Origin of the sequence: Acidiphilium cryptum JF-5 (assembly GCF_000016725.1) — a bacterium.
In the GTDB taxonomy this organism is placed as follows: Bacteria; Pseudomonadota; Alphaproteobacteria; order Acetobacterales; family Acetobacteraceae; genus Acidiphilium; species Acidiphilium multivorum.
In genome coordinates this window covers 34,248-56,365 of the sequence record NC_009484.1, presented here as the reverse complement: position 1 = coordinate 56,365, position 22,118 = coordinate 34,248, and the positions used below count along the sequence as shown (strand labels likewise).

The 22,118-nt window shown below is 68.2% G+C and carries 17 protein-coding genes, 2 tRNA genes, 1 other RNA gene and 1 riboswitch; of the genes, 9 read left to right on the top strand and 11 right to left on the bottom strand.

Going from position 1 to position 22,118, the window contains the following annotated elements:
- Nucleotides 1–15 precede the first annotated feature (15 nt).
- The 6 genes from ACRY_RS02710 to ACRY_RS02680 form a co-directional block, all read right to left on the bottom strand.
- Nucleotides 16–1,758 (bottom strand): S49 family peptidase, encoded by a 1,743-nt coding sequence (locus tag ACRY_RS02710; protein ID WP_011941239.1) that lies wholly within the window; start codon nt 1,756–1,758, stop codon nt 16–18.
- A gap of 83 nt (nt 1,759–1,841) precedes the next feature.
- On the bottom strand, nt 1,842–2,417 hold the full coding sequence (locus ACRY_RS02705; protein ID WP_007422732.1) for a lipocalin family protein: 576 nt from the start codon (nt 2,415–2,417) through the stop codon (nt 1,842–1,844).
- A 95-nt stretch (nt 2,418–2,512) separates the two neighbouring features.
- Nucleotides 2,513–5,395 carry an aminomethyl-transferring glycine dehydrogenase gene (gene gcvP, locus ACRY_RS02700; RefSeq protein ID WP_011941238.1) on the bottom strand — a complete coding sequence of 961 codons (2,883 nt, stop codon included), beginning with the start codon at nt 5,393–5,395 and terminating at the stop codon, nt 2,513–2,515.
- 14 nt (nt 5,396–5,409) lie between these two features.
- Nucleotides 5,410–5,784, bottom strand: a complete 375-nt coding sequence (gcvH, locus tag ACRY_RS02695) for a glycine cleavage system protein GcvH (RefSeq protein ID WP_007422735.1) — start codon at nt 5,782–5,784, stop codon at nt 5,410–5,412.
- A gap of 11 nt (nt 5,785–5,795) precedes the next feature.
- Complete coding sequence (gene gcvT / locus ACRY_RS02690) at nt 5,796–6,896, bottom strand: glycine cleavage system aminomethyltransferase GcvT (protein ID WP_011941237.1); 1,101 nt, start codon at nt 6,894–6,896, stop codon at nt 5,796–5,798.
- 146 nt (nt 6,897–7,042) lie between these two features.
- Nucleotides 7,043–7,150, bottom strand: a riboswitch (glycine riboswitch).
- 335 nt (nt 7,151–7,485) lie between these two features.
- A complete protein-coding gene (locus ACRY_RS02680; protein ID WP_011941236.1) occupies nt 7,486–8,892 on the bottom strand; it encodes a bifunctional ADP-dependent NAD(P)H-hydrate dehydratase/NAD(P)H-hydrate epimerase in 1,407 nt (468 codons plus the stop codon).
- Between the two features lie 53 nt (nt 8,893–8,945).
- Between ACRY_RS02680 and parA the strand changes: the two genes are divergently transcribed.
- Both parA and ACRY_RS02670 read left to right on the top strand, forming a co-directional pair.
- Nucleotides 8,946–9,575, top strand: a complete 630-nt coding sequence (gene parA, locus ACRY_RS02675) for a ParA family partition ATPase (protein ID WP_011941235.1) — start codon at nt 8,946–8,948, stop codon at nt 9,573–9,575.
- Nucleotides 9,572–10,012, top strand: a complete 441-nt coding sequence (locus tag ACRY_RS02670) for a hypothetical protein (RefSeq protein WP_011941234.1) — start codon at nt 9,572–9,574, stop codon at nt 10,010–10,012. The genes parA and ACRY_RS02670 overlap by 4 nt, the downstream gene beginning before the upstream one ends.
- A 295-nt stretch (nt 10,013–10,307) precedes the next feature.
- On the opposite strand, the gene ssrA is transcribed toward ACRY_RS02670, so the two are convergent.
- Nucleotides 10,308–10,650, bottom strand: a transfer-messenger RNA (tmRNA) gene (ssrA, locus tag ACRY_RS18850).
- 60 nt (nt 10,651–10,710) lie between these two features.
- Between ssrA and thyX the strand changes: the two genes are divergently transcribed.
- The 3 genes from thyX to ACRY_RS02655 all read left to right on the top strand — a co-directional run bounded on the left by thyX (nt 10,711) and on the right by ACRY_RS02655 (nt 13,130).
- A complete protein-coding gene (gene thyX / locus ACRY_RS02665) occupies nt 10,711–11,643 on the top strand; it encodes an FAD-dependent thymidylate synthase (protein ID WP_011941233.1) in 933 nt (310 codons plus the stop codon).
- A gap of 139 nt (nt 11,644–11,782) precedes the next feature.
- Complete coding sequence (hemA, locus tag ACRY_RS02660; protein ID WP_011941232.1) at nt 11,783–13,009, top strand: 5-aminolevulinate synthase; 1,227 nt, start codon at nt 11,783–11,785, stop codon at nt 13,007–13,009.
- 46 nt (nt 13,010–13,055) lie between these two features.
- Nucleotides 13,056–13,130 (top strand) — tRNA-Thr (locus tag ACRY_RS02655).
- Nucleotides 13,131–13,305: 175 nt separating this feature from the next.
- On the opposite strand, the gene ACRY_RS02650 is transcribed toward ACRY_RS02655, so the two are convergent.
- Nucleotides 13,306–13,381 (bottom strand) — tRNA-Lys (locus ACRY_RS02650).
- Nucleotides 13,382–13,549: 168 nt separating this feature from the next.
- On the opposite strand from ACRY_RS02650, the gene ACRY_RS02645 reads away from it, so the two are divergent.
- From ACRY_RS02645 to lpxB, 4 genes are all read left to right on the top strand, one after another.
- A complete protein-coding gene (locus ACRY_RS02645; protein WP_011941231.1) occupies nt 13,550–15,277 on the top strand; it encodes a c-type cytochrome in 1,728 nt (575 codons plus the stop codon).
- Between the two features lie 88 nt (nt 15,278–15,365).
- Nucleotides 15,366–15,887, top strand: a complete 522-nt coding sequence (locus ACRY_RS02640) for a GNAT family N-acetyltransferase (RefSeq protein WP_011941230.1) — start codon at nt 15,366–15,368, stop codon at nt 15,885–15,887.
- Nucleotides 15,884–16,759, top strand: coding sequence for a carbon-nitrogen hydrolase family protein (locus ACRY_RS02635; RefSeq protein ID WP_011941229.1), 876 nt, complete (start codon nt 15,884–15,886; stop codon nt 16,757–16,759). The genes ACRY_RS02640 and ACRY_RS02635 overlap by 4 nt, the downstream gene beginning before the upstream one ends.
- On the top strand, nt 16,756–17,895 hold the full coding sequence (lpxB, locus tag ACRY_RS02630; protein WP_011941228.1) for a lipid-A-disaccharide synthase: 1,140 nt from the start codon (nt 16,756–16,758) through the stop codon (nt 17,893–17,895). The genes ACRY_RS02635 and lpxB overlap by 4 nt, the downstream gene beginning before the upstream one ends.
- 163 nt (nt 17,896–18,058) lie before the next feature.
- On the opposite strand, the gene rpmG is transcribed toward lpxB, so the two are convergent.
- The 3 genes from rpmG to rnr are packed head-to-tail and all read right to left on the bottom strand — an operon-like array spanning nt 18,059 to nt 22,110.
- The gene (gene rpmG / locus ACRY_RS02625; protein WP_007424241.1) at nt 18,059–18,226 is read right to left on the bottom strand and encodes a 50S ribosomal protein L33; all 168 of its coding nucleotides are present in this window, start codon (nt 18,224–18,226) and stop codon (nt 18,059–18,061) included.
- Between the two features lie 45 nt (nt 18,227–18,271).
- Entirely contained in the window at nt 18,272–19,864 is a 1,593-nt protein-coding gene (locus ACRY_RS02620) for a S41 family peptidase (RefSeq protein WP_043509016.1), read from the bottom strand.
- Nucleotides 19,865–19,872: 8 nt separating this feature from the next.
- Nucleotides 19,873–22,110: a ribonuclease R gene (gene rnr, locus ACRY_RS02615; protein ID WP_011941226.1), complete on the bottom strand. Its 2,238-nt coding sequence runs from the start codon at nt 22,108–22,110 to the stop codon at nt 19,873–19,875.
- Nucleotides 22,111–22,118 lie beyond the last annotated feature (8 nt).

The window sequence follows — 22,118 nt, the reverse complement described above, 5'->3', positions numbered from 1 at the left end:
TTAGTTTTTTGGATATCACCGAAGCTCGACGGGCACCATCGACAATCGATGCAGTCGCGTCAGCGCGAAGAGGCCGCGCAGCGGTTCCGGCAACGCGGCGGCCTCAAGGGGATTCGCCTGCCGCGCGAGGGTCGCGAGCAGCGCGGCCAGCCCCGGCTGTTCGTTGCCGGGGACGATATCGAGCGCGGCATCGGCCGGCAGATGCAGCGCCGCGCGCACGGTCATGAAGGCTTCATGGTAGCCGCCCAGCCGGTCGACCAGGCCTCGGCTGCGGGCCTGCGCGCCGGTCCACACACGCCCCTGCCCCACCGCGTTCACCTGCGCGGGACTCATCCGCCGGCCGGCAGCCACCCAGCCGACGAATTTCTGATAGTCGAGATCGAGCTGCCCTTGCAGGCTGGCGAGTTGCGCCTCGGTCCACGGCGTCACCGCGCTGTCGAACAGCGCGTTCGCTCCGCGCGAGGCCGTGCTGACGCTGACGCCCAGGCGGGCCAGCAGCCCGCCGAAGCTGAATTTGCCGCCGAGCACGCCGATCGACCCCGTCAGCGTCGCCGGATCGGCCACCAGCACGGCGCCGTGGCTCGAAATCCAGTAGCCGCCAGAGGCGTCGAGCGCACCCATCGACACGATCAGCGGCTTGTGCAGGCGAGCGGCGCGCGCAACCTCGGCGCCGACCATGGCCGAGCCGGTCACCGTTCCGCCCGGCGTGTCGAGCCGCAGCACGATGGCGCGGATCGACGGATCCGCGACCGCCGTCGCGATTTCATGCGCCAGGCGGGCCGGATCGATCCCGCTGCGCCGCCCCGGCGCGTCAGGCGCGTTGATATCGCCATGGGCGACGATCAGGGCGACCTTCGGCGCGCCCGCGGGCGCCGGCGCTGCGTCGGCGACATAATCGGCGAGCGACACATGTACGCCGCGCACATGCGCGACCTCTGCCGAAAGCGGCAGCACGGTGTCGACCAGCCCGTCCTGTTTCGCCTGCGCGGCGCTGAACGGCGCCTGGTCGAACAGGGCCTTCACCTGGTCCGGGCTGCGCTTCAACCGCGCTGCGATCGGCACCAGAGCCGAATCGTAGAGCGAGCCGGCCAGGCTGTTCATCATCTCGGTCGCCGCCGCCGATGGGCCGGAGCGGGTGAACAGTTCCGGGTAGGTCTTGTATTTGCCGATATGCTCGAACTGCGCCTCGACCCCGGCCATCTTGAGCAGGTCCGCCGCGAACGGGCTTTGCAGGGCGAGCCCGGTGACCCCGAAATCGCCGGCATCGGAAAGTTCGATCCGGTTCGCCGCCGTCGCGACGATATAGGCACCCAGCCCTTCCGCCCCGTCGAAGGACATCGCGCGCGCAACCACCTGCCGGTGCGAAATGGCCCGGAACCGGGCGAGCGCGTCATGCAGTTCCTCGGCCGTGGTCAGGCCGCAGCATCCGCCGCCGAGAAGGATATCGATGCCGCGCACGCGCGGATCGGTGGCGGCGCGGTCGATCGCCGCGATCGTCTGCTCAAGCGTCGGCGTCGCGCCCGTCGCCCGCCTCAGCAGCGCCGACGGCGCGGCGACGTCCGGCGGCGCCGTCTGAAGATTGAGCGAGAGGATGAAATGTTCCGGCAACGCCGTTGGGCGGCCCGCGAGGCGGTGAAGCCCCCACAGCCCTGCGCCGGCGAGAAGGATCGTCACCAGCCCGATGGCGAACACGATCGCGCGCGCCGCGCGCCACAGCAGCCTCGCCAGGCGGCGCAGCGGCGCGGCAGACTCACTCATGGGCGGCGCTTGACCTCATGAATCATGATATGCCGGCGCGCCGCGTCGGCGGCAAGGCCCCCAAAACGCCATGTCCCCGCCGTTCAGACGCGCTCGAAACCCGGCCGTCCGATCTGGTCGGGAAACTGCGCCACCCGCCTGAACTGCCGCGCGTCGTAGCCCTGGCGATAGAAACGGTCGAGCATCGCGCGATAGGTCGCCTCGTCCATCCGTTTCTCGCGCGCGAAGATCCAGCCCAGCGAACGGTTCGGAAATCCGCCGAGGAACACCGAATAGTCGGGCTCGACATGCATGATCACATACGGCACGCCAACCAGACCGTTCAGCAGGGTCACGCGCCAGACCGCATTGTCAGTCCCGGGTTCCACCTGGTCGACCGAGGTGAACTGGAATCGTTTCGCGGCAAAGCTCTTCGGATAGCCATTATACTGATCGTCGATGGCCCCGTCGGGACGGCGCGTATAGACGGCATAGGAGCCGACATAACCCGCCTCGGCGAAATACGGGATGTGGCCAATGATGTACCAGCGCCCCATGAACCGGTCGAGATCGACGCGCGCATGGCGCAGCGGCGGCTGGGGATAGGGGCTGGTATCGAACGTGCAGCCGGCGAGCAGCGCCGGAGCTGCCGCCAGCAGCGAGCGGCGGGCAAGTGTCATCACGCGGGTCCTCCATGCAAAGCCGTGCCGGGGTTACGCGCCCCGCACGGCTCTGGATGTGGGCCCGGCCGGGATTTGCGAAACCGCGCCCCGCTTCAGTCCGCTGCCTCGGCATAGGCCGACAGCGGCGCGCAGGAGCAGACGAGGTTGCGGTCGCCATACACGTTGTCCACCCGCTTGACCGGCGGCCAGTATTTCGCAGCGCGCACATGGGGCAGCGGGAAGGCAGCGCGGTCGCGGCCATAGCCATGCGTCCATGTCGCCGCCATCACCTCGGCGGCGGTATGCGGCGCGTTCTTCAGCGGGTTGTCCACCCGGTCGAGCGCGCCGGCCGCGACATCGGCGATCTCGCCGCGGATCGCGATCATCGCATCGCAAAACCGGTCGAGTTCCGCCTTCGTCTCGCTCTCGGTCGGCTCGATCATCAGCGTGCCCGGCACCGGCCAGGACATGGTCGGCGCGTGGAACCCGTAATCCTGCAACCGCTTGGCGATGTCCTCGACCAAGATGCCGGCCTCTGCCTGGAAGTGCCGGCAGTCGATGATGCATTCATGCGCGACCATGCCGTTCGCGCCTGTGTAGAGGATCGGGTAATGCGGCGCGAGCCGATGGGCGATGTAGTTGGCATTGAGGATCGCCACCGCCGTTGCCTCGCGCAGCCCGTCCGGCCCCATCATGCGGATATAGGCGTAAGGAATCGGCAGGATCGAGGCCGAGCCGAAGGGAGCCGCGCTCACCGGGCCATAGCCGGTCGAGGGTCCTGCATCCGGGCGTAGCGGATGGTTCGGCAGATGCGGCGCGAGATGTGCGGCCACGGCGATCGGCCCCACGCCAGGCCCCCCGCCGCCATGCGGAATGCAGAACGTCTTGTGCAGGTTGAGATGGCAGACATCGGCGCCGATCGCCGCCGGCGAGGTCAGCCCCACCTGCGCGTTCATGTTCGCCCCGTCCATATAGACCTGGCCGCCCGCCGCATGCACGCGAGCGCAGATATCCCGCACGCTCGCCTCGAACACGCCATGGGTAGAGGGATAGGTGATCATCAGCGCCGCGATCTTCCCCGCATGCGCGGCGATCTTAGCCTCGAGATCGGCGAGGTCGATATTCCCCGCGCGGTCGCACCCGATGACCACCACCCGATAACCCGCCATCGTCGCCGAGGCCGGGTTGGTGCCATGCGCCGAGGAGGGGATCAGGCAGATGTCGCGATGCCCCTCCTCGCGCGCGGCGTGGAAGGCGCGGATCGCCAGCAGCCCCGCATATTCCCCCTGCGCGCCGGAATTCGGCTGCAGCGAGACCGCCGCGAAGCCGGTGATCCGCGCGAGATCCTCCGACAGCCGCGTGATCAGCGCCCGATACCCCCGGGTCTGCTCCATCGGCGCGAAGGGGTGGATGTCGGCGAAGGCACGCCAGGTGATCGGAATCATCTCCGCCGTCGCGTTCAGCTTCATCGTGCAGGAGCCGAGCGGGATCATGCTGCGGTTGAGCGCGACATCCTTGTCCTCGAGCTGCTTGAGATAGCGCAGCATCGCGTGCTCCGAGCGATGCGCGTGGAACACCGGCTCGACCATGAAGGCGCTCTGCCGCCCCAACGCGTCGAGTGGCGAGGCCGCAGCATCCGCCGCGCCGCCGATCACGCCGGCCAGAGTGGCAATCTCCGCCGCCGTCACCGTCTCGTCCAGCGCGATGGCGACGCAACCGTCATCGACGCGCCGCAGGTTGAACCCCGCGCCCAGCGCCCGCTGCATCAGCGAGTCGGCACCGGCGCCCGCCTCGATCGCGATCGTGTCGAAGAACACGTCATGGCGGATCGAAAGCCCCGCCGCCCGCGCCGCGCCGGCCAGCAGCCTGGCCGCGAGATGCACCCGCCGGGCGATCCGCGCCAGCCCTTCCGGCCCGTGCCACACGCCATAGAATCCGGCGATCACCGCCAGAAGCACCTGCGCGGTGCAGATATTCGAGGTCGCCTTCTCGCGCCTGATGTGCTGCTCGCGCGTCTGCAGCGCGAGCCGCAGCGCCGGGCTCCCCGCCGCATCGACCGAAACGCCGACCAGCCGGCCGGCCATATGCCGCTTCAGCGAATCGCGGGTGGCGAAATAGGCCGCGTGCGGGCCGCCGAAACCCATCGGCACGCCGAAGCGCTGCGCCGAGCCGACCACGATATCCGCCCCCATCTCGCCCGGCGGCCGCAGCAGCGTCAGCGCCAGCGGATCGGCCGCGACAATGGCGAGCGCCCCGGCGCGATGCGCCGCCGCGATCTCGTCCGACAGGTCGCGGACCGCGCCCGTCGTGCCCGGATATTGCAGCACCACGGCGAAGGGCTTCGCCTGCTCGATCGCCCCGGCATCCCCCGGCGCGACATCTTCAAGCGTCCAGCCGAGCGGCGCGGCACGGGTCGCGATCACCGCCCGGCTCTGCGGGTGCAGGTCGGCCGCGACGGCGATCACCGTCGATCCGCCCTTGTGCACCGCATGGGCGAGCGAGACGCCCTCCGCCGCCGCCGTGCCCTCGTCCAGCAGCGAGGCATTGGCGAGGTCGAGCCCGGCAAGCTCCGCCATCATCGTCTGGAAATTCAGCAGCGCCTCCAGCCGTCCCTGCGCGATTTCGGCCTGATACGGCGTGTAGGCGGTGTACCAGCCGGGATTTTCCAGCACGTTGCGCAGGATGACCGGCGGCGTGACGGTGCCGTGATAGCCAAGCCCGATCAGGCTGCGCTTCACCTCGTTGTCCGCGGCGTAGCGGCGCAGATCGTCGAGGATCTCACCCTCGGTCAGCGCCGCCGGCAGGTCGAGCGGTGCCGCGCTGCGGATCGTCTCCGGCACGGTGCGGGCGATCAGCGCGTCGAGATCCGCCGCGCCCAGCGCGCGCAGCATCGCCGCGCGCTCGGCTGGTCCGGGGCCGATATGGCGCAGGGCGAAGCGCTCCTCGGCCAGCAGGGCGGTGAAATCGTCGATGGTCTGGGGCGCGGTATCCGGCATGGCGGCGGCTCCGGTCAGAGCGTTGCGAGAAAGGCCTGGTAATCGTCGGCGGTCAGCAGGGCGTCGAAGGCGGCGCGGTCGTCCAGGGTCATGCGGAAGAACCAGGCGCCGGATTCGGCCTGCGCATTGACCATGCCGGGATCATCGGCCAGCGCGCCGTTCGCCTCCGTCACCGTGCCGGCCAGCGGGGCATAGACATCCGAGGCAGCCTTGACGCTTTCCACCACCGCGCAGGCCTCGCCGGCATCCACATGCCGCCCCGTCTCGGGCAGTTCAACGAACACGACATCGCCGAGCGCCGACTGCGCGTGATCGGTGATCCCCACGGTCGCGACGTCGCCGTCGAGCCGCACCCATTCATGGTCCTTGGAGAATCGGGTCTCGGTCATCTGGTCCTCTTTCAGCGATGATAACGATGCGGAACGAAAGGCAGCGGCACGACGGTGATGCCGATATCGCGGCCGCGCAGCCCGGCGATCAGGGTCGAGCCGTCCCCGGCGCAATCGGCGCGGACATAGCCGAGCGCCACCGGCCCGTTGACGCTCGGCCCGAAGGTGCCGGAGGTGACGCGCCCGGCCGGTTGCCCGGCGGCATCGCGAAGCTCGGCGCCGGCGCGCACAGGAGCCCGACCTTCGGCGCGCAGCCCGACCAGGCGCTCGCGCGGGCCGGCATCGTGCACCGCCCGCACGGCGTCGCCGCCGAGGAAATCCCAGCCCATCTTGCGTGTCTTGCCGATCGCGAAGCCGAGCCCGGCGGCAATCGGGTCGCGCGTCTCGTCGATATCGTTGCCATAGAGCGGCAGACCGGCCTCGAGCCTGAGCGAATCCCGCGCACCGAGGCCGGCCGGCTTCACCCGCGCATCGGCCAGCAGGGCGCGCGCCAGACCCTCGGCCTCCGCCGCGGGAAGGCCGATCTCGAACCCGTCCTCGCCGGTATAGCCCGAGCGGGTGATCGTGACGGAAATGCCGGACAATGCCATCTCGCGCGCTTCCATGAAGCGCATCGCGGCCACCTCTGGTGCCAGCGTGGCCATCACCGCGCCGGCCTCGGGCCCCTGCAGGGCGAGCAGCGCGCGGTCGAATTGCGGGGTCAGCGAAACGGTCGCGGGCAGGTGGGCGCGAATGTGAGCAACGTCAACATTTTTGCGCCCGGCATTGAGCACGAGGAGCAGGCGGTCGCCCAGATTGGCGACCATGAGATCGTCCACAATCCCGCCTTGCGCGTTCATTAGCAGCGTGTAGCGCTGGCGGCCTGGCTTCAGCCCCCGGATGTCGCCGGTCACCACGCGTTCTAGCGCGGCGGCCGCGTCGGGGCCTTCAAGCACCGCCTGGCCCATATGCGAGACGTCAAACAGCGCGGCTTGGGCCCGGCAGTGCAGATGCTCGGCGATGATGCCTTCATACTGCACCGGCATATCGTAGCCGGCGAAATCGACCATACGCGCGCCCAGGCTGCGATGCAGCGCGTCGAGCGGCACGGTGAGCAATGCTGATTCGGCCAAGACCGGATCTCCCGCGGCAGCAGCGGGCGGGTGCAGAACCGCCCAGTCTGACCCCCCTCTGTCACGGAACCTGAGAGATTCGGCCCGGGTTACCCCTTGCCTTACGCCTTCGGTGCGGCGCGACGCGCCGGCTTTCCAGAGATCCTTGCTCCGCCGCGGTCCTTTTGCCTGAGCGTTTCCGGGGGCCGGTTGCGCCTTCGGCGGCGGCAGGAGCCGGTCAGACCGGCCTCGCCGCTCTCTCCCGCGGGGAGGTGCGAATAACGGTTCTTAGGCTCAGATCGCGCGCAAACGCAAGCGCCGACCCCGGCTCAAATCGTAATGTTGAGCAACGTCCCCCGTGGCGCGCCGGCAGGTGCAGGGCCGGGGCGTGTTGCGGGGTTGACGGTCGAGGACGGCTGGGCCGGCGCGGACGGGACAGGTGACACGCGCAGCGGCGGGGTGCCGAGCGAAGTCGGGCCGATCGGCGCAGCGAACGCGGACAACGACGCGAGAGTGATCATGACGAGCACTATAACCAGCATGCGTTAACAATAGGTTAACGCATCGACGTCCGCCACCGATCTTAAGGTGTAATTTTGCTAGAATTTGTTCAAAAATTGAATTTTTTAATGTTCTCTACAACCATGGGTAAGTGATCCGCCAGATCCTCGGCGATCAGTCCGCCTCCCGCCCGCGTCGCCGCCGCGCCATGCAGCCAAACCGCCGCACAGCACGCCTCGAACGCCGGCATCCCTTGCACCAGGAGTCCGGCGGCGATGCCGGCGAGCGTGTCACCGGAACCGGCCGTTGCCAGAAAGGGCGGTGCATTGGCGTTGATCGCCGCACGCCCGTCCGGCGCCGCGATCACCGTATCGGGCCCTTTGAGCACGACCACGGCACCAATCCGCGCTGCCGCCGCTCGGGCGCGCGACAGCCGATCAGCCTGAAGGTCGGGAAACACCCTGGCAAACTCGCCCTCATGCGGGGTGATCGCCGCGACGCCACGCAGACGCTCCGCCTCTCCCGCGGCGGAGGTCAACGCATCGGCATCGGCCACGATAGCGCGGCCCGCCGCGACCAGGCGCGCCAGTGTCTGGCCCGCCGCTTCCACCCCCAGCCCCGGCCCGCAGAGCCAGACGCGACGGCGCGGATCGGTCACCAGTTCGTCGAGGGCGGCGCGGCTGACGATGATGCCCGGCGGCACGCCCGCAGGGTCGGGGCCCGCAAGGGTGACAAGCCCGGCACCAATCCGCCGCGCCGCCGCCGCCGCCAGGATCGCCGCGCCGCTCATCGGGCCGGCCAGGATCGTCAGATGGCCCCGTTCGTATTTATGCCCGGTCGCCGCAGGCGCCGGCAGGCGCCAGAGCGCCGGCGTATTCCGCCATGTTTTCGTTTCAACACGGGCGAACGCCGCCGCCGGCATGCCGATCTCCGCGCAGACCGTCTCGCCGCAGAGCGCCCGGCCGGGAAACAGGAGATGGCCCGGCTTCAATCCGGCGAAGGTGACCGTGAGATCGGCCCGCGGGGCGGCCCCGCGCACGGCGCCGGTCGCCCCGTCGACGCCGCTCGGCACATCGATCGCCACGAGACGCCGCGCCGCGCCGAGCAGCGCGACGGTCCCCGGGTCGACATCGCGCGCGAGCCCGGCTCCGAAAACGGCATCGATCACGAGTTCAGCCGATTGCACCCGCCCCTCGTCCGCCGCGACGACCGGGCCGCGCCAGAGCGCCGCCGCCGCGGCGGCATCGCTCGCCGGGCGCGGCGGCGCGAGCGGCGCGACGGCCACCGGCCAGCCGCGTTCGGCAAGTCGCCGCGCCGCGACATAGCCATCCCCGCCATTGTTGCCCGGCCCGGCGAGTACCAGCACCCGGCAGGGGCGGAATCGCCGCACGATCGCCCGCGCGACCGCGGTACCGGCATTCTCCATCAGCATGAGCCCGGAGACGCCGCATGACAGCGCCGCCGTATCGATCAAACCCATTTCCTGTGGCGTATATAAAGCGTCCATGCCGCCCATGTGGGACAGAAGGCGCCGTCTTTGCTAGTCTTCCGTCGAAAGTGGAGGCTCGGATGGCGCAGGTGATCGCGGTGGCGCAACAGAAAGGCGGCGCGGGCAAGACGATGCTGGCGACCCAGCTCGGCGTCGCCCTCGGAATGACGCGGCGGGTCGGCCTGCTCGACATCGATCCGCAGGGCTCGCTCGGCGCCTGGGCGCGGCTGCGCGCGGCCAATCCGAAGGCCCGTGCCGATCTCGCGGTCGGATCGGTGTCCGGATGGCGGCTCGCCAACACGCTCGACGCGATGCGCCGCGATTGCGACCTGCTCGTCATCGACACGCCGCCGGTGCTCGATTCCGACGCGCGGCGGGCGATCCGCGGCGCCGACCTCGTACTGGTGCCGCTGAACCCCTCACCGCCCGATCTCTGGGCGGCGGAAGGCACACTGACATTGGCGGCCGAGGAACGCCGCCCCGTCGCGCTGGTGTTCAACCGCGCACCGGCCGCCTCGAAACTGCGAAGACGCCTCGAAGCCGAGATCGCGGCACGGCGACTGCGACTGATCGACGAGGCGCTCGGCAACCGCGCCGCCTATGCGAACAGCTTCGCCGAGGGCCTGGGCGTCGCCGAAACCGGTCCATCAACGCTGGCCGGTACCGAAATCGCCGCCCTCGCCACCCGGCTTGCCTCGATCCTAGAGTGACCCTGTCCGGCTTCACGACGATCAGCGTGCTGTTGGCCGTTCATCTTGGCGGTTTTGCCATGTGGAGCGGTTTGCTGCTCGGCCTTCTCCTGGCCGGGCCGGGGCCGGGCGCCGTGGCGATCCGGCGCCAGCTCGACGCGGCGGTGCCGTTCATGGCGGTGACGCTCGCCACCGGCTGGGCCCTGGCGTTTGCAGAACAGGGACCACCGGAGCACTGGAACTGGACGGTGAACGCGATGCAGGCTCTCGGCATCGTGATGGCCGCCGTGCTCTTGGTTGCGCGATTCGGTGCGCTGTTTCTCTGGGAAGAAACGGACTCAGGGCCGGATGAGGAAGCAAAGGCAGCGGCGTATCGCCGCCTCGCCCGCCTCTTTGCGGCGGACCTTGCAATTTCCGGGGTGATTCTGGCAGTCGCGGTGGCCGGTCGCTACGGCTGACGGGCAATGTTTCATAAAAAACACGCCTGTCGCACCGCATGTAACACATTTTTTCTTTCAACAGCCCATATGCGACACGAAAGGGTCTTGCCCACGCCGGGAATCTCGGCCATTTATTGACTGTGGCGTTACGAAATTTTCGAAGATCGCAACCGAACACGGTTCGACTGCGAGCGTGAAGAGTTCGGGCGCCAGCCGCCAAGTTTAGGGAGCCTCTTTAAGTTGCATCAACGTGATGCCGGCCGGTCAAAGACCGGCCGTTTTTTTTGCGCTCTGCTGGATATGGAAAAGGCAAGGTGGGGGGCTTCTGTTGCCCGGCGCCCCCCGTGCCGCGCTTATCGCTTATGCAGCGACAGCGAGCGCCTCGAAGTTATCGTTGGCACTTGTCATACGGCCCGATGACGGCGGAACCATGCCGAGCGAAAGATGGGTCTTTACCACGCGTGTCGAGCCTGTTTCGCCCCCATGAAACCGCCGGCGGTTCGATTTGCGCAATGCGAACCGGACCGGCGGGGAAACTGGTGGAGGCGCCGGGTACTGCCCCCGGGTCCACTACGCTTATTCCACGCATCGTTTATCGCCATAGTCGGTTGCCCGACGCGCTCTATATAGGTGAAGGACACCGGCTGTGAAAGATCCTGTTCTTGCCGATGGCGCCGGACGGGCATAGGACGATCGCTCAACCAGGGACTGCCGTCATGCCGCTCAGCGATTCCGACCGGACCGAGATCGAGGCCGCGCGCGCCGAAACCACGCCGACCCGCCGCGCCACCGTACCCACGCTCGAGGCCATGCTTTTCAGCGCGATTCCGGTGCTCGATCACGGTTTTGTCCGCGTCGTCGACTATATGGGCGACGATGCCGCCGTCGTGCAGGCGGCACGCGTCTCCTATGGCCGAGGCACCCGCAAAGTCAGCGAGGACGAGGGACTGATCCGCTACCTCATGCGCCACCGGCATTCCACACCCTTCGAAATGTGCGAGATCAAGCTGCACGTGAAGCTGCCGATCTTCGTCGCGCGCCAGTGGATCCGCCATCGCACCGCGAACGTGAACGAATATTCCGCGCGCTATTCGGTGATGGACCGCGAATTCTACATCCCCTCCCCGGCCAATCTCGCCGCCCAGTCGGCCAGCAACCGGCAAGGTCGGGGAGACCTGCTCGAGGGCGACGAGGCGTCCGAGGTGCTTGCCATGCTGCGCGCGGATGCCGAGCGGAATTACAATCATTATGAGCGTATGCTGAACGAAGGCGGCGCCGATCCCTCTCGCCGCGGCCTCGCGCGCGAACTGGCCAGGATGAACCTGACCCTCAACACCTATACCCAGTGGTACTGGAAGACCGACCTGCACAACCTCTTCCACTTCCTGTCCCTGCGCGCCGATCCCCACGCCCAGTACGAGATCCGCGCCTATGCCGAGGCAATCCTCGATATCGCCCGCGCCTGGGTTCCGGCCAGTTGCCGCGCCTTCGAGGATTACCGCATGGGGGCCGCGACCTTCTCGGCCACGATGCTCGCAGCCCTGCGCCGGATGCTGGCCGGCGAACCCGTCGATCAAGCGCAATCCGGCCTGTCGAAGCGCGAATGGGCGGAAATGATGGCTGCACTCACCCCGCCCACGCCGGGCTGATCTGCGTACGGTCAAATTTTTCCGAAATATGTCTGCCGGTTGAACTTATGTCCTTGACGAGCGATGCCGCTTTCCCCGCAATAGTCAACGTTCGGGCACGGCCACGTCGCCGGCTCCGAGAGACTACGAGGAGCATCGTATGAATCGCGACCATCCGTTCATCGCCCAATGCGACAAGGCCCTGGCCGATATCCGCGCCGCCGGCCGCTACCGCCGCTTCGTGGCGCTGGAAAAGCTGGCCGATCGTTTCCCCTATTACAAGGTGACGATGGAAGGCCGCACCCAGGACATTCTGGTGTGGTCCTCAAACGATTATCTGGCCATGGGCACCGACCCCGAGGTGATCGAAGCCTCGATCGAGGCCGCGCGCACCATGGGCGCCGGCGCCGGCGGCACGCGCAACATCGCCGGCTCCTCCCCCATCCACGTCGCGCTCGAGGCCGAACTCGCCGCCCTGCACGGCAAGGATGCGGCCCTGCTGTTCACCTCCGGCTATGTCTCGAACCAGGCGACTCTGACCGCGATCCTCAACTCGATGCCCGGCTGGCACGTGTTTTCCGACGCGCAGAACCACAATTCGATGATCGTCGGCATCAAGGGCGGCAAGGCGGCGACGGTGCATGTCTTCGCCCATAACGACCTCGCCGATCTCGAAGCCCGTCTTGCGGCGGCGCCGGCGGATGCGCCGAAGATGATCGCCTTCGAGAGCGTCTATTCGATGGACGGCGACATCGCCCCGATCGGCGCGATCTGCGACCTCGCCGACAAGTATAACGCCATCACCTATCTCGACGAGGTTCACGCCGTCGGCATGTATGGGCCGCACGGTGCCGGCGTCTCCGAGCGCGACGGCGTTGCCCATCGGCTCACCATCATCGAGGGCACGCTGGCCAAGGCCTATGGCTGCCACGGCGGCTACATCGCCGGCGATGCCAGCGTGATCGACTATATCCGCTCGGTTGCGGCCGGCTTCATCTTCACCACCGCCCTGCCCCCGCCCACCGTCGCGGCGGCGCTTGCCTCGATCCGCCGGCTGAAGGTCGACCAGGCGCGGCGCGATACGCTGTTCGAACGGGCAAATCTGCTGAAATCGAAATTCGACCAGGCCAGACTGCCGCGCCTGCCGACAGAGAGCCACATCGTCCCGCTGATGATCGGCAACGCGACACGGGCAACCGAAGTCTCGATGCGGCTGATCCGCGAATTCGGCATGTACGCAACTCCGATCAACTACCCGACGGTACCGGCTGGCACCGAACGGCTACGTTTCACACCGGGCCCCAAACATACGGAAGCGATGATGGACCAGCTCGTCGCCGCCTTGCGTCATATTCTTTCCGGCGAAACCGGAACGGTGGCGGCCTGACCCGGTCTTGCAGCCAGCGACGAGCCTCGCTATAGCCTCGCGCAGCGCCGACATAGCTCAGCGGTAGAGCAACTGATTCGTAATCAGTAGGTCCCCAGTTCAATCCTGGGTGTCGGCACCATTTCAAATCAATGACTTGTGCGATGAATGACGTCGCTGGCTTCCAGCGCGAGCCGGCGGCCAAATGCCTCACTTTGTCTCACCTTATCCGGGGGAAAGTGAAGCATACGTGAAGCACGGCCGTGCACGCCGGTTTGCCCGGCGGCATCTTCATCTCGCAATTTCTTTATTTGGAATGGTGGGCGCACAAGGACTCGAACCTTGGACCCGCTGATTAAGAGTCAGCTGCTCTACCAACTGAGCTATGCGCCCATTCCAGCGTCGCGATCCGAAGCAGATCGCGTCGACACAGGGCGTCTAGCAAGATCGGTTCGGTCTGTGAAGAGGCGCCGGGCCTACTTGATCAATCAGTAGATATGGCGAATTAGAAATCTGACCGGACACGCCCGCTCCCGCCATGCAGATCACAGGTAGAATCCGATGCCGCATTCAAAAAAGACGATTTTTCGCCGCGCTCCGCTCTGGGCCGCCACACTTCTCATTGCATTGACCTGCGGCGCCGTCGGCATTGAGGCTGCGTTCGGCCAGGAGGCGGGCGGCTACATGCCGACGCCGACGGCGGCGAAGCCCGAGGCGTTTCCGGCGCTGCCCGAACCCGTGACCAAGGGCATGAGCCAGGCAGAGATCGCGCAGGTGCGGCGCGGCGAATATCTCACTGCCGCAGCGGACTGCATGCCCTGCCACACGGCACCGGGAGCAAAGCCTTTCTCCGGCGGACTGTCCTTCGTCACCCCGTTCGGCACGCTCTACTCACCCAACATCACCCCGGCCAAGACGACCGGCATCGGCAAGTGGACGCCGCGGCAATTCTACAATGCCCTGCATTACGGCGTCTCGCCCGGCAGTTCGCTGGGCGTGTTTCCGAAATATCTCTATCCGGCGATGCCCTACACATCCTATGCCAAGCTGACGAGGCCGGATGTGATGGCCATCAAGGCCTATCTCGACGCCATACCTGCCGTGCACGCACCGCATGCACCGAACCGGCTCGGCTTCCCGTTCAACATCCGCGCGATGCTGCTCGGCTGGCGCATCATGTTCTTCAGCACCGCGCCGGTCCATTACAAGAAGGACTGGTCGCCCGCGGTGCGCAACGGCGCCTATCTCGCCGAAGCCCTCGGCCATTGCAGCGAGTGCCATTCGCCGCGCAACCTGCTGTTCGCCATCAAGTCGGGCGATACGCTGGCCGGCGCGCAGATCCTCGGCGAGCCCTGGTATGCGCCGAACATATCCTCCTCGAAGACCTATGGCGTCGGCGGGTGGAGCCGGAAGGACCTGGTCGACTACCTGCATGAGGGCGGCAACATGAACCGTGGCTCGGCATTCGGGCCGATGCAGTCTGTTGTGGATTACAGCCTGAGCCAGCTCCCGCGGCAGGATGTCGACGATCTTGCCGCCTATCTGCAGACCGCGACGCCGCCGCGCGAGAACCCGGTGAAGAAGGTGGCGCTTGCCCCGGGCGAGCTCGCGCAGGGCAAGGCGCTCTACGATGACAACTGCGCCGCCTGCCACCAAGCGGACGGCAAGGGCGTGAAGGACGTGTTCCCGAATCTCGCCGGGAATGACGCGGTGACCAACGGCCCGTCGGACAACGTGATCGGCATCGTGCTCGGCGGAATGATCCCCTGGCACGCCAACGGCCCGGCCATGCCCGCCTTCGGTTCGATGCTGAACGACGCCCAAATCGCCGCGATCGCCAACTACGTGCGCACCGCCTGGGGTAACAAGGGCGTGACCGATGCCGATGCCGCCAAGGTGCTGGGCATCCGCGCATCGACCCCGCCGCACGACATCGCGCTGGCCGACGCCGACTATCTCGACCTGCCGCCGATCGCCTCCGCCGCCGCGCGCAGGATGAACTGCCCGCTGCTGACGAAGGACCTCGTCTCGCCCGGCCACGGCACGATGGAGATTATGCAGGGCGTCACGCCGGCAACGCTCGGCAACCGCACCCGCATGCTGGTCGCCGCGATCCGCAAGGCCTATCCGGACATTACCCAGAAGCGCATGGCGGAATTCCTGACGGCGGCCTATTGCCCGGTCGTGGCGCAGGAACGCGGCCTGTCGCTCGGGGAGAAGAAGAAGGCGATCCAGCGCTTCCTCTCCGAGGCGGCGTCGATGGACACGGCCGCCAGGAAGGGGAGCTGAGGCCATTCAGCCGCTGCTTCCCACCGAAACCCTCCGGGGTGCGGCGATCCTGCCGCATCTCGCGGCGCTCGCCCGGCTGCGGATCGAGGTGTTCCGCGCCTGGCCCTATCTCTACGAGGGCAACGAGGCTTACGAGCGCGACTATGTCGCGACCTATGCCGCGAGCGAGCGCGCCGCCATCGTGATCGCGCGGGATGGCGATGCGATCGTCGGCGCCTCCACCTGCCTGCCGCTTACCGACGAGGACGAGGCGATGCAGGCGCCGTTCCGCGCCGCCGGGATCGATCCCGCCTCGGTCTTCTATTTCGGTGAGTCGGTCCTGCTGCCGGCCTATCGCGGCCGCGGCGTCGGCGTGGCCTTTTTCCGCGAACGCGAGGCGCACGCGCGGGCGGTTTCCGACGCCGCGCAGGCCGCCTTCTGCGCGGTGATCCGCGACAACGCCGATCCGCGCCGCCCGGCGGATGCCACCACACTCGACGTCTTCTGGCGCAAGCGCGGCTACGCGCCGGTGTCCGGTCTCGTCTGCCGCATGCGCTGGCGCGAGATCGGTGCCGCGCATGAGGTGGAAAACCGCCTCCAGGTGTGGATGAAGCCACTCGGCGGCGCATGACCATGCGGGTTGCCCTGTCTCCCTTCCCGATCCACCGCCCGACCGGGCTGGACGATTTTCTCGATCGGGTGGATCGCCTCGCGGATGAGGCGAAATCTGGCGGCGCCGACCTGCTCGTCCTGCCGGAATATGCCTCGATGGCGCTCGCCGGCGCTTTTGTCGCCGCGCCGGACGTCGCCGCCGAACTCGACGCCGTGGTCAGTCGCGCCGATACCCTGGTGGAGGGTTTCCGCGCCATTGCCCGCACCCACCGCCTGCTGCTGCTGCCCGGCTCGGTGCCGATGCGCGGCGCCGATGGCAATATCCGCAACAGGGCGCCGTTGATCGACGGGGACGGCCGTATCGCCTTCCAGGACAAGCGGGTCATGACGCGCTTCGAATCCGAGCGCTGGGGCATCACGCCGGGCGGGCCCCCTTCGGTGTTCGAAACCGATTTCGGCCGGCTTGGCATCGCCATCTGCTACGACTCGGAATTCCCCCTGCTGGTGCGCGCACAGGCGCTCGCCGGGGCGGACACGATCCTGATTCCGGCCTGCACCGACTCCCTGCACGGCTTCAACCGGGTGCGTCTGTCGGCCCGCGCGCGGGCGCTGGAGAACCAGTGCTTCACCGCCGTCGCGCCGACCACCGGAATGGCGCCCTGGTCCGCCGCCGTGGATGAAAATCGCGGCTATGCCTGCGTCTTCGGTCCGGTCGATCGCGGGTTTCCGGAAGACGGGCTGCTGGCCCGCGGCGCGCTGGATGCGGCGGACCTGCTGTTCGCAACGCTCGATCCCGCCCGCCTCGCCGCCACGCGCGACGACCCAGCCGTCCGCAACCGGACCGACTGGCCGGACGATCCGGCGCCGGCCCGAATCGTCCGCCTGACATGACGCTGGTTTATGTCGTCGCCGGTGAAGCAAGCGGCGACGTGCTGGGTGCGCGGCTGATCGCGGCCATGCGCGCGCGGGCCGGCGGCATCGAAGTTGCCGGCATCGGCGGCGCGAGGATGGCCGAACAGGGTGTTGCCTCGCTGTTCCCGATGCAGGAACTGGCGCTCATGGGCCTCGCGGAAGTCCTGCCCAAGCTCTTCCGGCTGCGCCGCCGGCTCGAGCAGACGGAAGCGGACATTGCCGCGAGGCGGCCGGACATCGTCGTGACCATCGACAGTCCGGGCTTCACGCTCCGCCTGCTCCGGCGAATCGCCCCGCTCGGACTCCGCCGCGTGCATTACGTCGCCCCCCAGGTCTGGGCCTGGCGACAGGGGCGGGTAAAGCACTTCCCCGGCCTGTGGGACCGGCTGCTCTGCCTCCTGCCCTTCGAGCCGGATTTCTTTGCACCGCATGGGCTGAACCCGGTCTTTGTCGGCCATCCGGTGCTGGAATCGGGTGCCGATGCCGGCGATCCTGCGCGCTTCCGTGCCCGGTTCGGCCTGGCGGAGTCAGCGCGTTCCCTGATCCTGATGCCTGGCAGCCGCCGCACGGAAACGGCCCGGCTGATGCCGGTTTTCGGCGCGACGGTGGAACGCCTCCGCCCACGATTTCCGGATCTCGTGCCGGTGCTGGCCGCGGCGCCGGCACTCGCCGGCGAGTTGCAGGCGCAGGCGGCCGCCTGGCCGCGCCCGCCGCTGATCGTCACCAATGTGGCCGAGCGGTATGACGCCTTCGCCGGCGCCGAAGCCGCGCTGACGAAATCCGGCACCTCGACGCTGGAACTGGCTCTGGCCGGCGTGCCGATGGCGGTCACCTACCGGGTCAATCCGATCAGCGCGATGCTGGCCCGGCGGCTGATCAAGGTGCCGCACGTCGCCATGATCAACCTGCTCGCCGGGCAAGAACTGGTGCCGGAACTGTTGCAGGATGCCTGCACGCCGGAGCGCCTCTCCGCCGAAATCGCCTCGCTGCTCGGCGACCCTGAGCGGGCTGCAGCGCAACGGGCCGGCTTCAGCGCTGCCCTATCCACGCTCGCCATCGCGGGATCGGCGTCTCCCAGCGAAGCCGCGGCAACGGCCGTGCTCGACCTGCTCTGATCGGCGTTCCGGCCTGCACACGCAAAAAGCCGCAGCGCCAGCCTATAGGCGCAAGGAACAAGCGATTCTCCGCGCCCCACAACACCAAAAGGCCCGAAGCATTGCTCGGGCCGATCAGCAAGCGAAGCGTGTCAACGGCGCGGAGCCAAAGCTCCGCGGTTGATTACTTGATCTTGGCTTCCTTGAAGGTCACGTGCTTGCGCGCGACCGGATCGTATTTCCGGAATTCGAGCTTGCCCGTCTGCGCCTTCGCGTTCTTCTTCGTCACGTAGAAGAAGCCGGTGTCGGCGGTGGAAACCAGTTTGATCTGAACAGTGTTCGTCTTGGCCATGCGTATTCTCCGATCGCGCCGATATGATCGACCTTGCCGGCCTGGTCAACCCCCGGCCCGGGCATGCGGGAGCAGCGGGCGGATCAGGGCGGCGCGATACGCGGCCGGATGATCGATCAGCGCGGCCGCCGCCCGTTCGTAGCCGTTGCCGCCGATCGCGGCCGGGCAGGCCTCTCGCAGGGCCAGCACCTCGGCGAGCGGCATCGGCGCCCTGGCCGCACGGGTTTCGGCCAGCGGCTTCGCCAGCAGGTCGACGCCATGCCGCAGCGCGTTGATCTGCTTCGCGAGCTGGTCGGTGCCAAGGCTGGTGCAGACCTGCGGAAACACGCCAAGACTTTGCAGCGGCCAGCCGCGTGGGGCGATCATCCTGCTCCAGGTGACGAACAGCTCGCCCCCGCCCGGAAGTTCGGTGACGCTCTGCACCAGCCCCTTGCCGAGTGTCGCACTGCCGAGAACGACGCCGCGGTCGTTGTCGGCGATTGCGGCCGAGAACACCTCGGCGGCGCTCGCGGTGCCGCCATCGACCAGCACGACCACCGGCAGGCCGTGCGCGATATCGGCCCCCTCGGCATGCCATACCTTGTTGGCCGCCGGATCGCGGCCGATCGTGTGGATGATCGTGCCTTGCGAGAGCAGCGTGTCGAGGCTGAGCACCGACTGCCGCAGGACACCGCCGCGATTGCCGCGGAGATCGATCACGATTCCCTTCGGGGCGGGCTGCGCCTGCACGAGTTGCGCGAGAACCGCGGCGAACTGCCGCGCCGTGCCGTGGTCGAAGCCGAGAACGCGGATATGGGCGATGCCATCGTCGATCTGCCCGGTGACGCTCTGCGTCGGCACCAGGGCCCGGGCCAGGGTGATCGTCTGCGGCAGGCTGTGCCCGGGCCGGATCGTCAGATCGATCATGCTGCCGATCGGGCCGGCAAGTTCCTGTTGCAGCTGGGCGACCGGTTGCGCGGCGGCATCCCGCCCGTCGATCGCCAGAAGCTGCATGCCCGGCGCGATCCCGGCCCGGTCGGCCGGGCTCGACGGCGTGACGCCGGTGATCGTCACGATGCGGTCGTGCCGCGCCAGGGTCATGCCGATTCCGCCAAGGCCCAGCCGCAGCGCGCGCTCCGTCGCGGCCTCGCGCGGCGCGACATAGCGGGAATAAGGGTCGAAATGATTGAACAGCTCGTCGAAGAAGCTGCGGATCATGCCGCCGGTGCCGGCGCGCTCGATCGTGGGCGAAGCCGCGAAGGCATGCGCGGCGACAGCAGCGCAGGCCACGCCCCATTTCGCCGCGTCGCCGACCGGCGGCGCCAAGGTTGCGAAAATCACCCGATTGGGTCCGAAGAGCAGCAACTTTCCCGATTGTTCCTGCACGGTGAGATCGGGGTCCAGCGCGGTAATGCCGGACAATCCCCATACCGCCATGCGCGGAATGCCGAGCGGCTGCAACGTGCGGGGCGCCATGAAGGCGAGGGCAGCGCCCCAGACGGCGGCGGCGTGAGTCGAGTCGAAGCCACGCTGGCCCGCCTGGGCGCCGCAGATCGGCAGCATCACGCACAGCACTGTGACAATCCGGCGGATCGGCCGCACGAGCGCCGGCCGGCGGGCGCGGTGCGCCCGGGAACGGCGAGCGAGCGAACGGGCCATCCGGCGTTTCATCGGCGGCTGCGCTTGTGCCTGGCGGGCGCGCGGCCCGGCTTCCTGCCGCCCTTGCGGGCCGGCAACCGGCGATGTTGTCCACCGCCCTCGCCCGGCGCGCTGCCGCCCTCGATCAGGGTGAACAGCAGCCCGCCGGTCACCGGCTTCGCCTCGCGCAGCCGCACCAGCACCGGATCGGCCAGGCGGAACACCACGCGCGAGCGGGTGCCGGACAGCGTGCCATCGGCCTCGTCGAAATGCCAGAAATCGTCGGGCAGCAGCGCCATCGGCACGAAACCGGACGCGCCGGTCGCATCGAGCGTGACGAACAGGCCGAACCGCGTCACCCCGCTGACCCGCGCGCCGAAATCCTCGCCGATCCGGTCGGCCAGATAGGCGGCAAGATAGCGGTCGGCCGATTGCCGCTCGGCATCGGTGGCGCGGCGCTCGGTCGAGGTGATCGCCGCCGCGATGGTTTCGAATCCGTCGGCGTGTTCGGGACGCAGCCCGTCGGTGCCGAGCTTCAGCCCGGCGATGAGCGCGCGATGGACCAGAAGATCGGCATAGCGGCGGATCGGCGAGGTGAAATGCGCGTAGCTGTTCAGCGCCAGGCCGAAATGGCCGATATTCTCCGGCGCGTATTCCGCCTGGCTCTGGCTGCGCAGCACCGCCTCGTTCACCAGCGGCGCCGCATCGCTACCGGCGACAAGGCGCAGCACATGATCAAGGTCGCGCGGGTGGAGCTGGTCGCCGGGCTTGAGCGAAATCTCGAACGTCGCCAGCAGATTGCGCAGCGAATCGAGCTTTTCCGGCGAGGGCGGGGCGTGCACGCGATACATGCACGGCTGGCGCAGCCGTTCCAGCTCCTCCGCCGCCGCGACATTGGCGAGGATCATGAACTCCTCGATCAGCCGGTGGCTGTCGAGCCGCGGGCGCGGCGCCACGTCCGTCACCCGGCCAGCCTCGTCGAGCGTGATCTTGCGCTCCGGCAGGTCGAGATCGAGCGTGCCGCGGGCCTGCCGCGCCGCCAGCAGCGTGCGATAGGCGGCGTAGAGATGGTCGATCGTCCCGTCCGGCAGATCGGCTTCCCAGCCGGACTCGAAGGCGCCCTGCACCTCCTCGTAGGTGAGGCGGGCGAAGCTGCGCATCAGGCCGCGGCCGAATTGGTGGCTCAGCTTGCGGCCCTCGGCGTCGACGATCATCTCGACGAACAGGCATCCCCTGTCCTCGCCCGGCCGCAGGCTGCACCAGCCGTTGGAGAGCGCCTCGGGCAGCATCGGCACCACGCGGTCGGGGAAATAGACCGAGTTGCCGCGCTTCAGCGCCTCGCGGTCGAGCGCCGAGCCGGGGCGCACGTAATGCGCGACATCGGCGATGGCGACGACGATGCGATGCCCCGGCCCGGCGGGTTCGGCGAAGACGGCGTCATCGAAGTCGCGCGCATCGGCGCCGTCGATCGTCACCAGCGGCACTTCGCGCAGATCGGTCCGCCGGCCGGGGCGGACGCCGCGGGCGCGCTTCGCCTCGTCGATCGCGGTCTCCGGGAAGTCGGCCGGAATCCCCAGTGCCGCGATGGCGATCAGGCTGATCGAGCGCGCATCGCCCATCCGGCCGAGATGCTCGGCGATCCGCGCCGGCTTCGGCCTGTAGCCGAAGGCCGGCAAGGGCATGGCGCGCACCACGTCGCCGCTTTCGGCACCGGCGGTTTCGCCCGGCGGCACCTTCCATTCGGCGCGGCTCTTGCGGTCCACCGGCTCGATCCAGCCGCCCTCTCCCTCGGCGCGGAACACGCCGATGATGCTGGCCGGCTCCTCGTCGAGCCGCCGGACCGTGCGGCCTTCGTAACGGTCGTCGTCGATCCGTCGCAGCCGGGCCAGCACCCGCGCGCCGGGCGCGAGCGCAGCGTGGCCGCGCTTTTCGGGCAACATGAAGATGATCGGCGGCTTGCCCTGCCGGTCCCAGCCGACCGGCCGGGCAAGCGGGTCGCCGTCACGATCGGTGCCGGTGATCTCGACGACGCAGCGTTCCGGCAGCGCCTCGGCCGCGCGCACCTGCCGCCCGCCGGCGCGGACCAGCATGCCATCGCGTTCGAGATTCCGCAGCATCGCCCGCAGCGCCGGTTTCTGGTCGGGGCCGAGGCCGAAGGCGCGGGCAATGTCGCCCTTGCGCAGCCGGGTTCCAGCTTCGGCGATGAACTCGCGCAGCACAGCCTCGGTCGGCAGTTCGGCGGATCGGCGGACGGGCTTCCGGGTCATGCGCCACC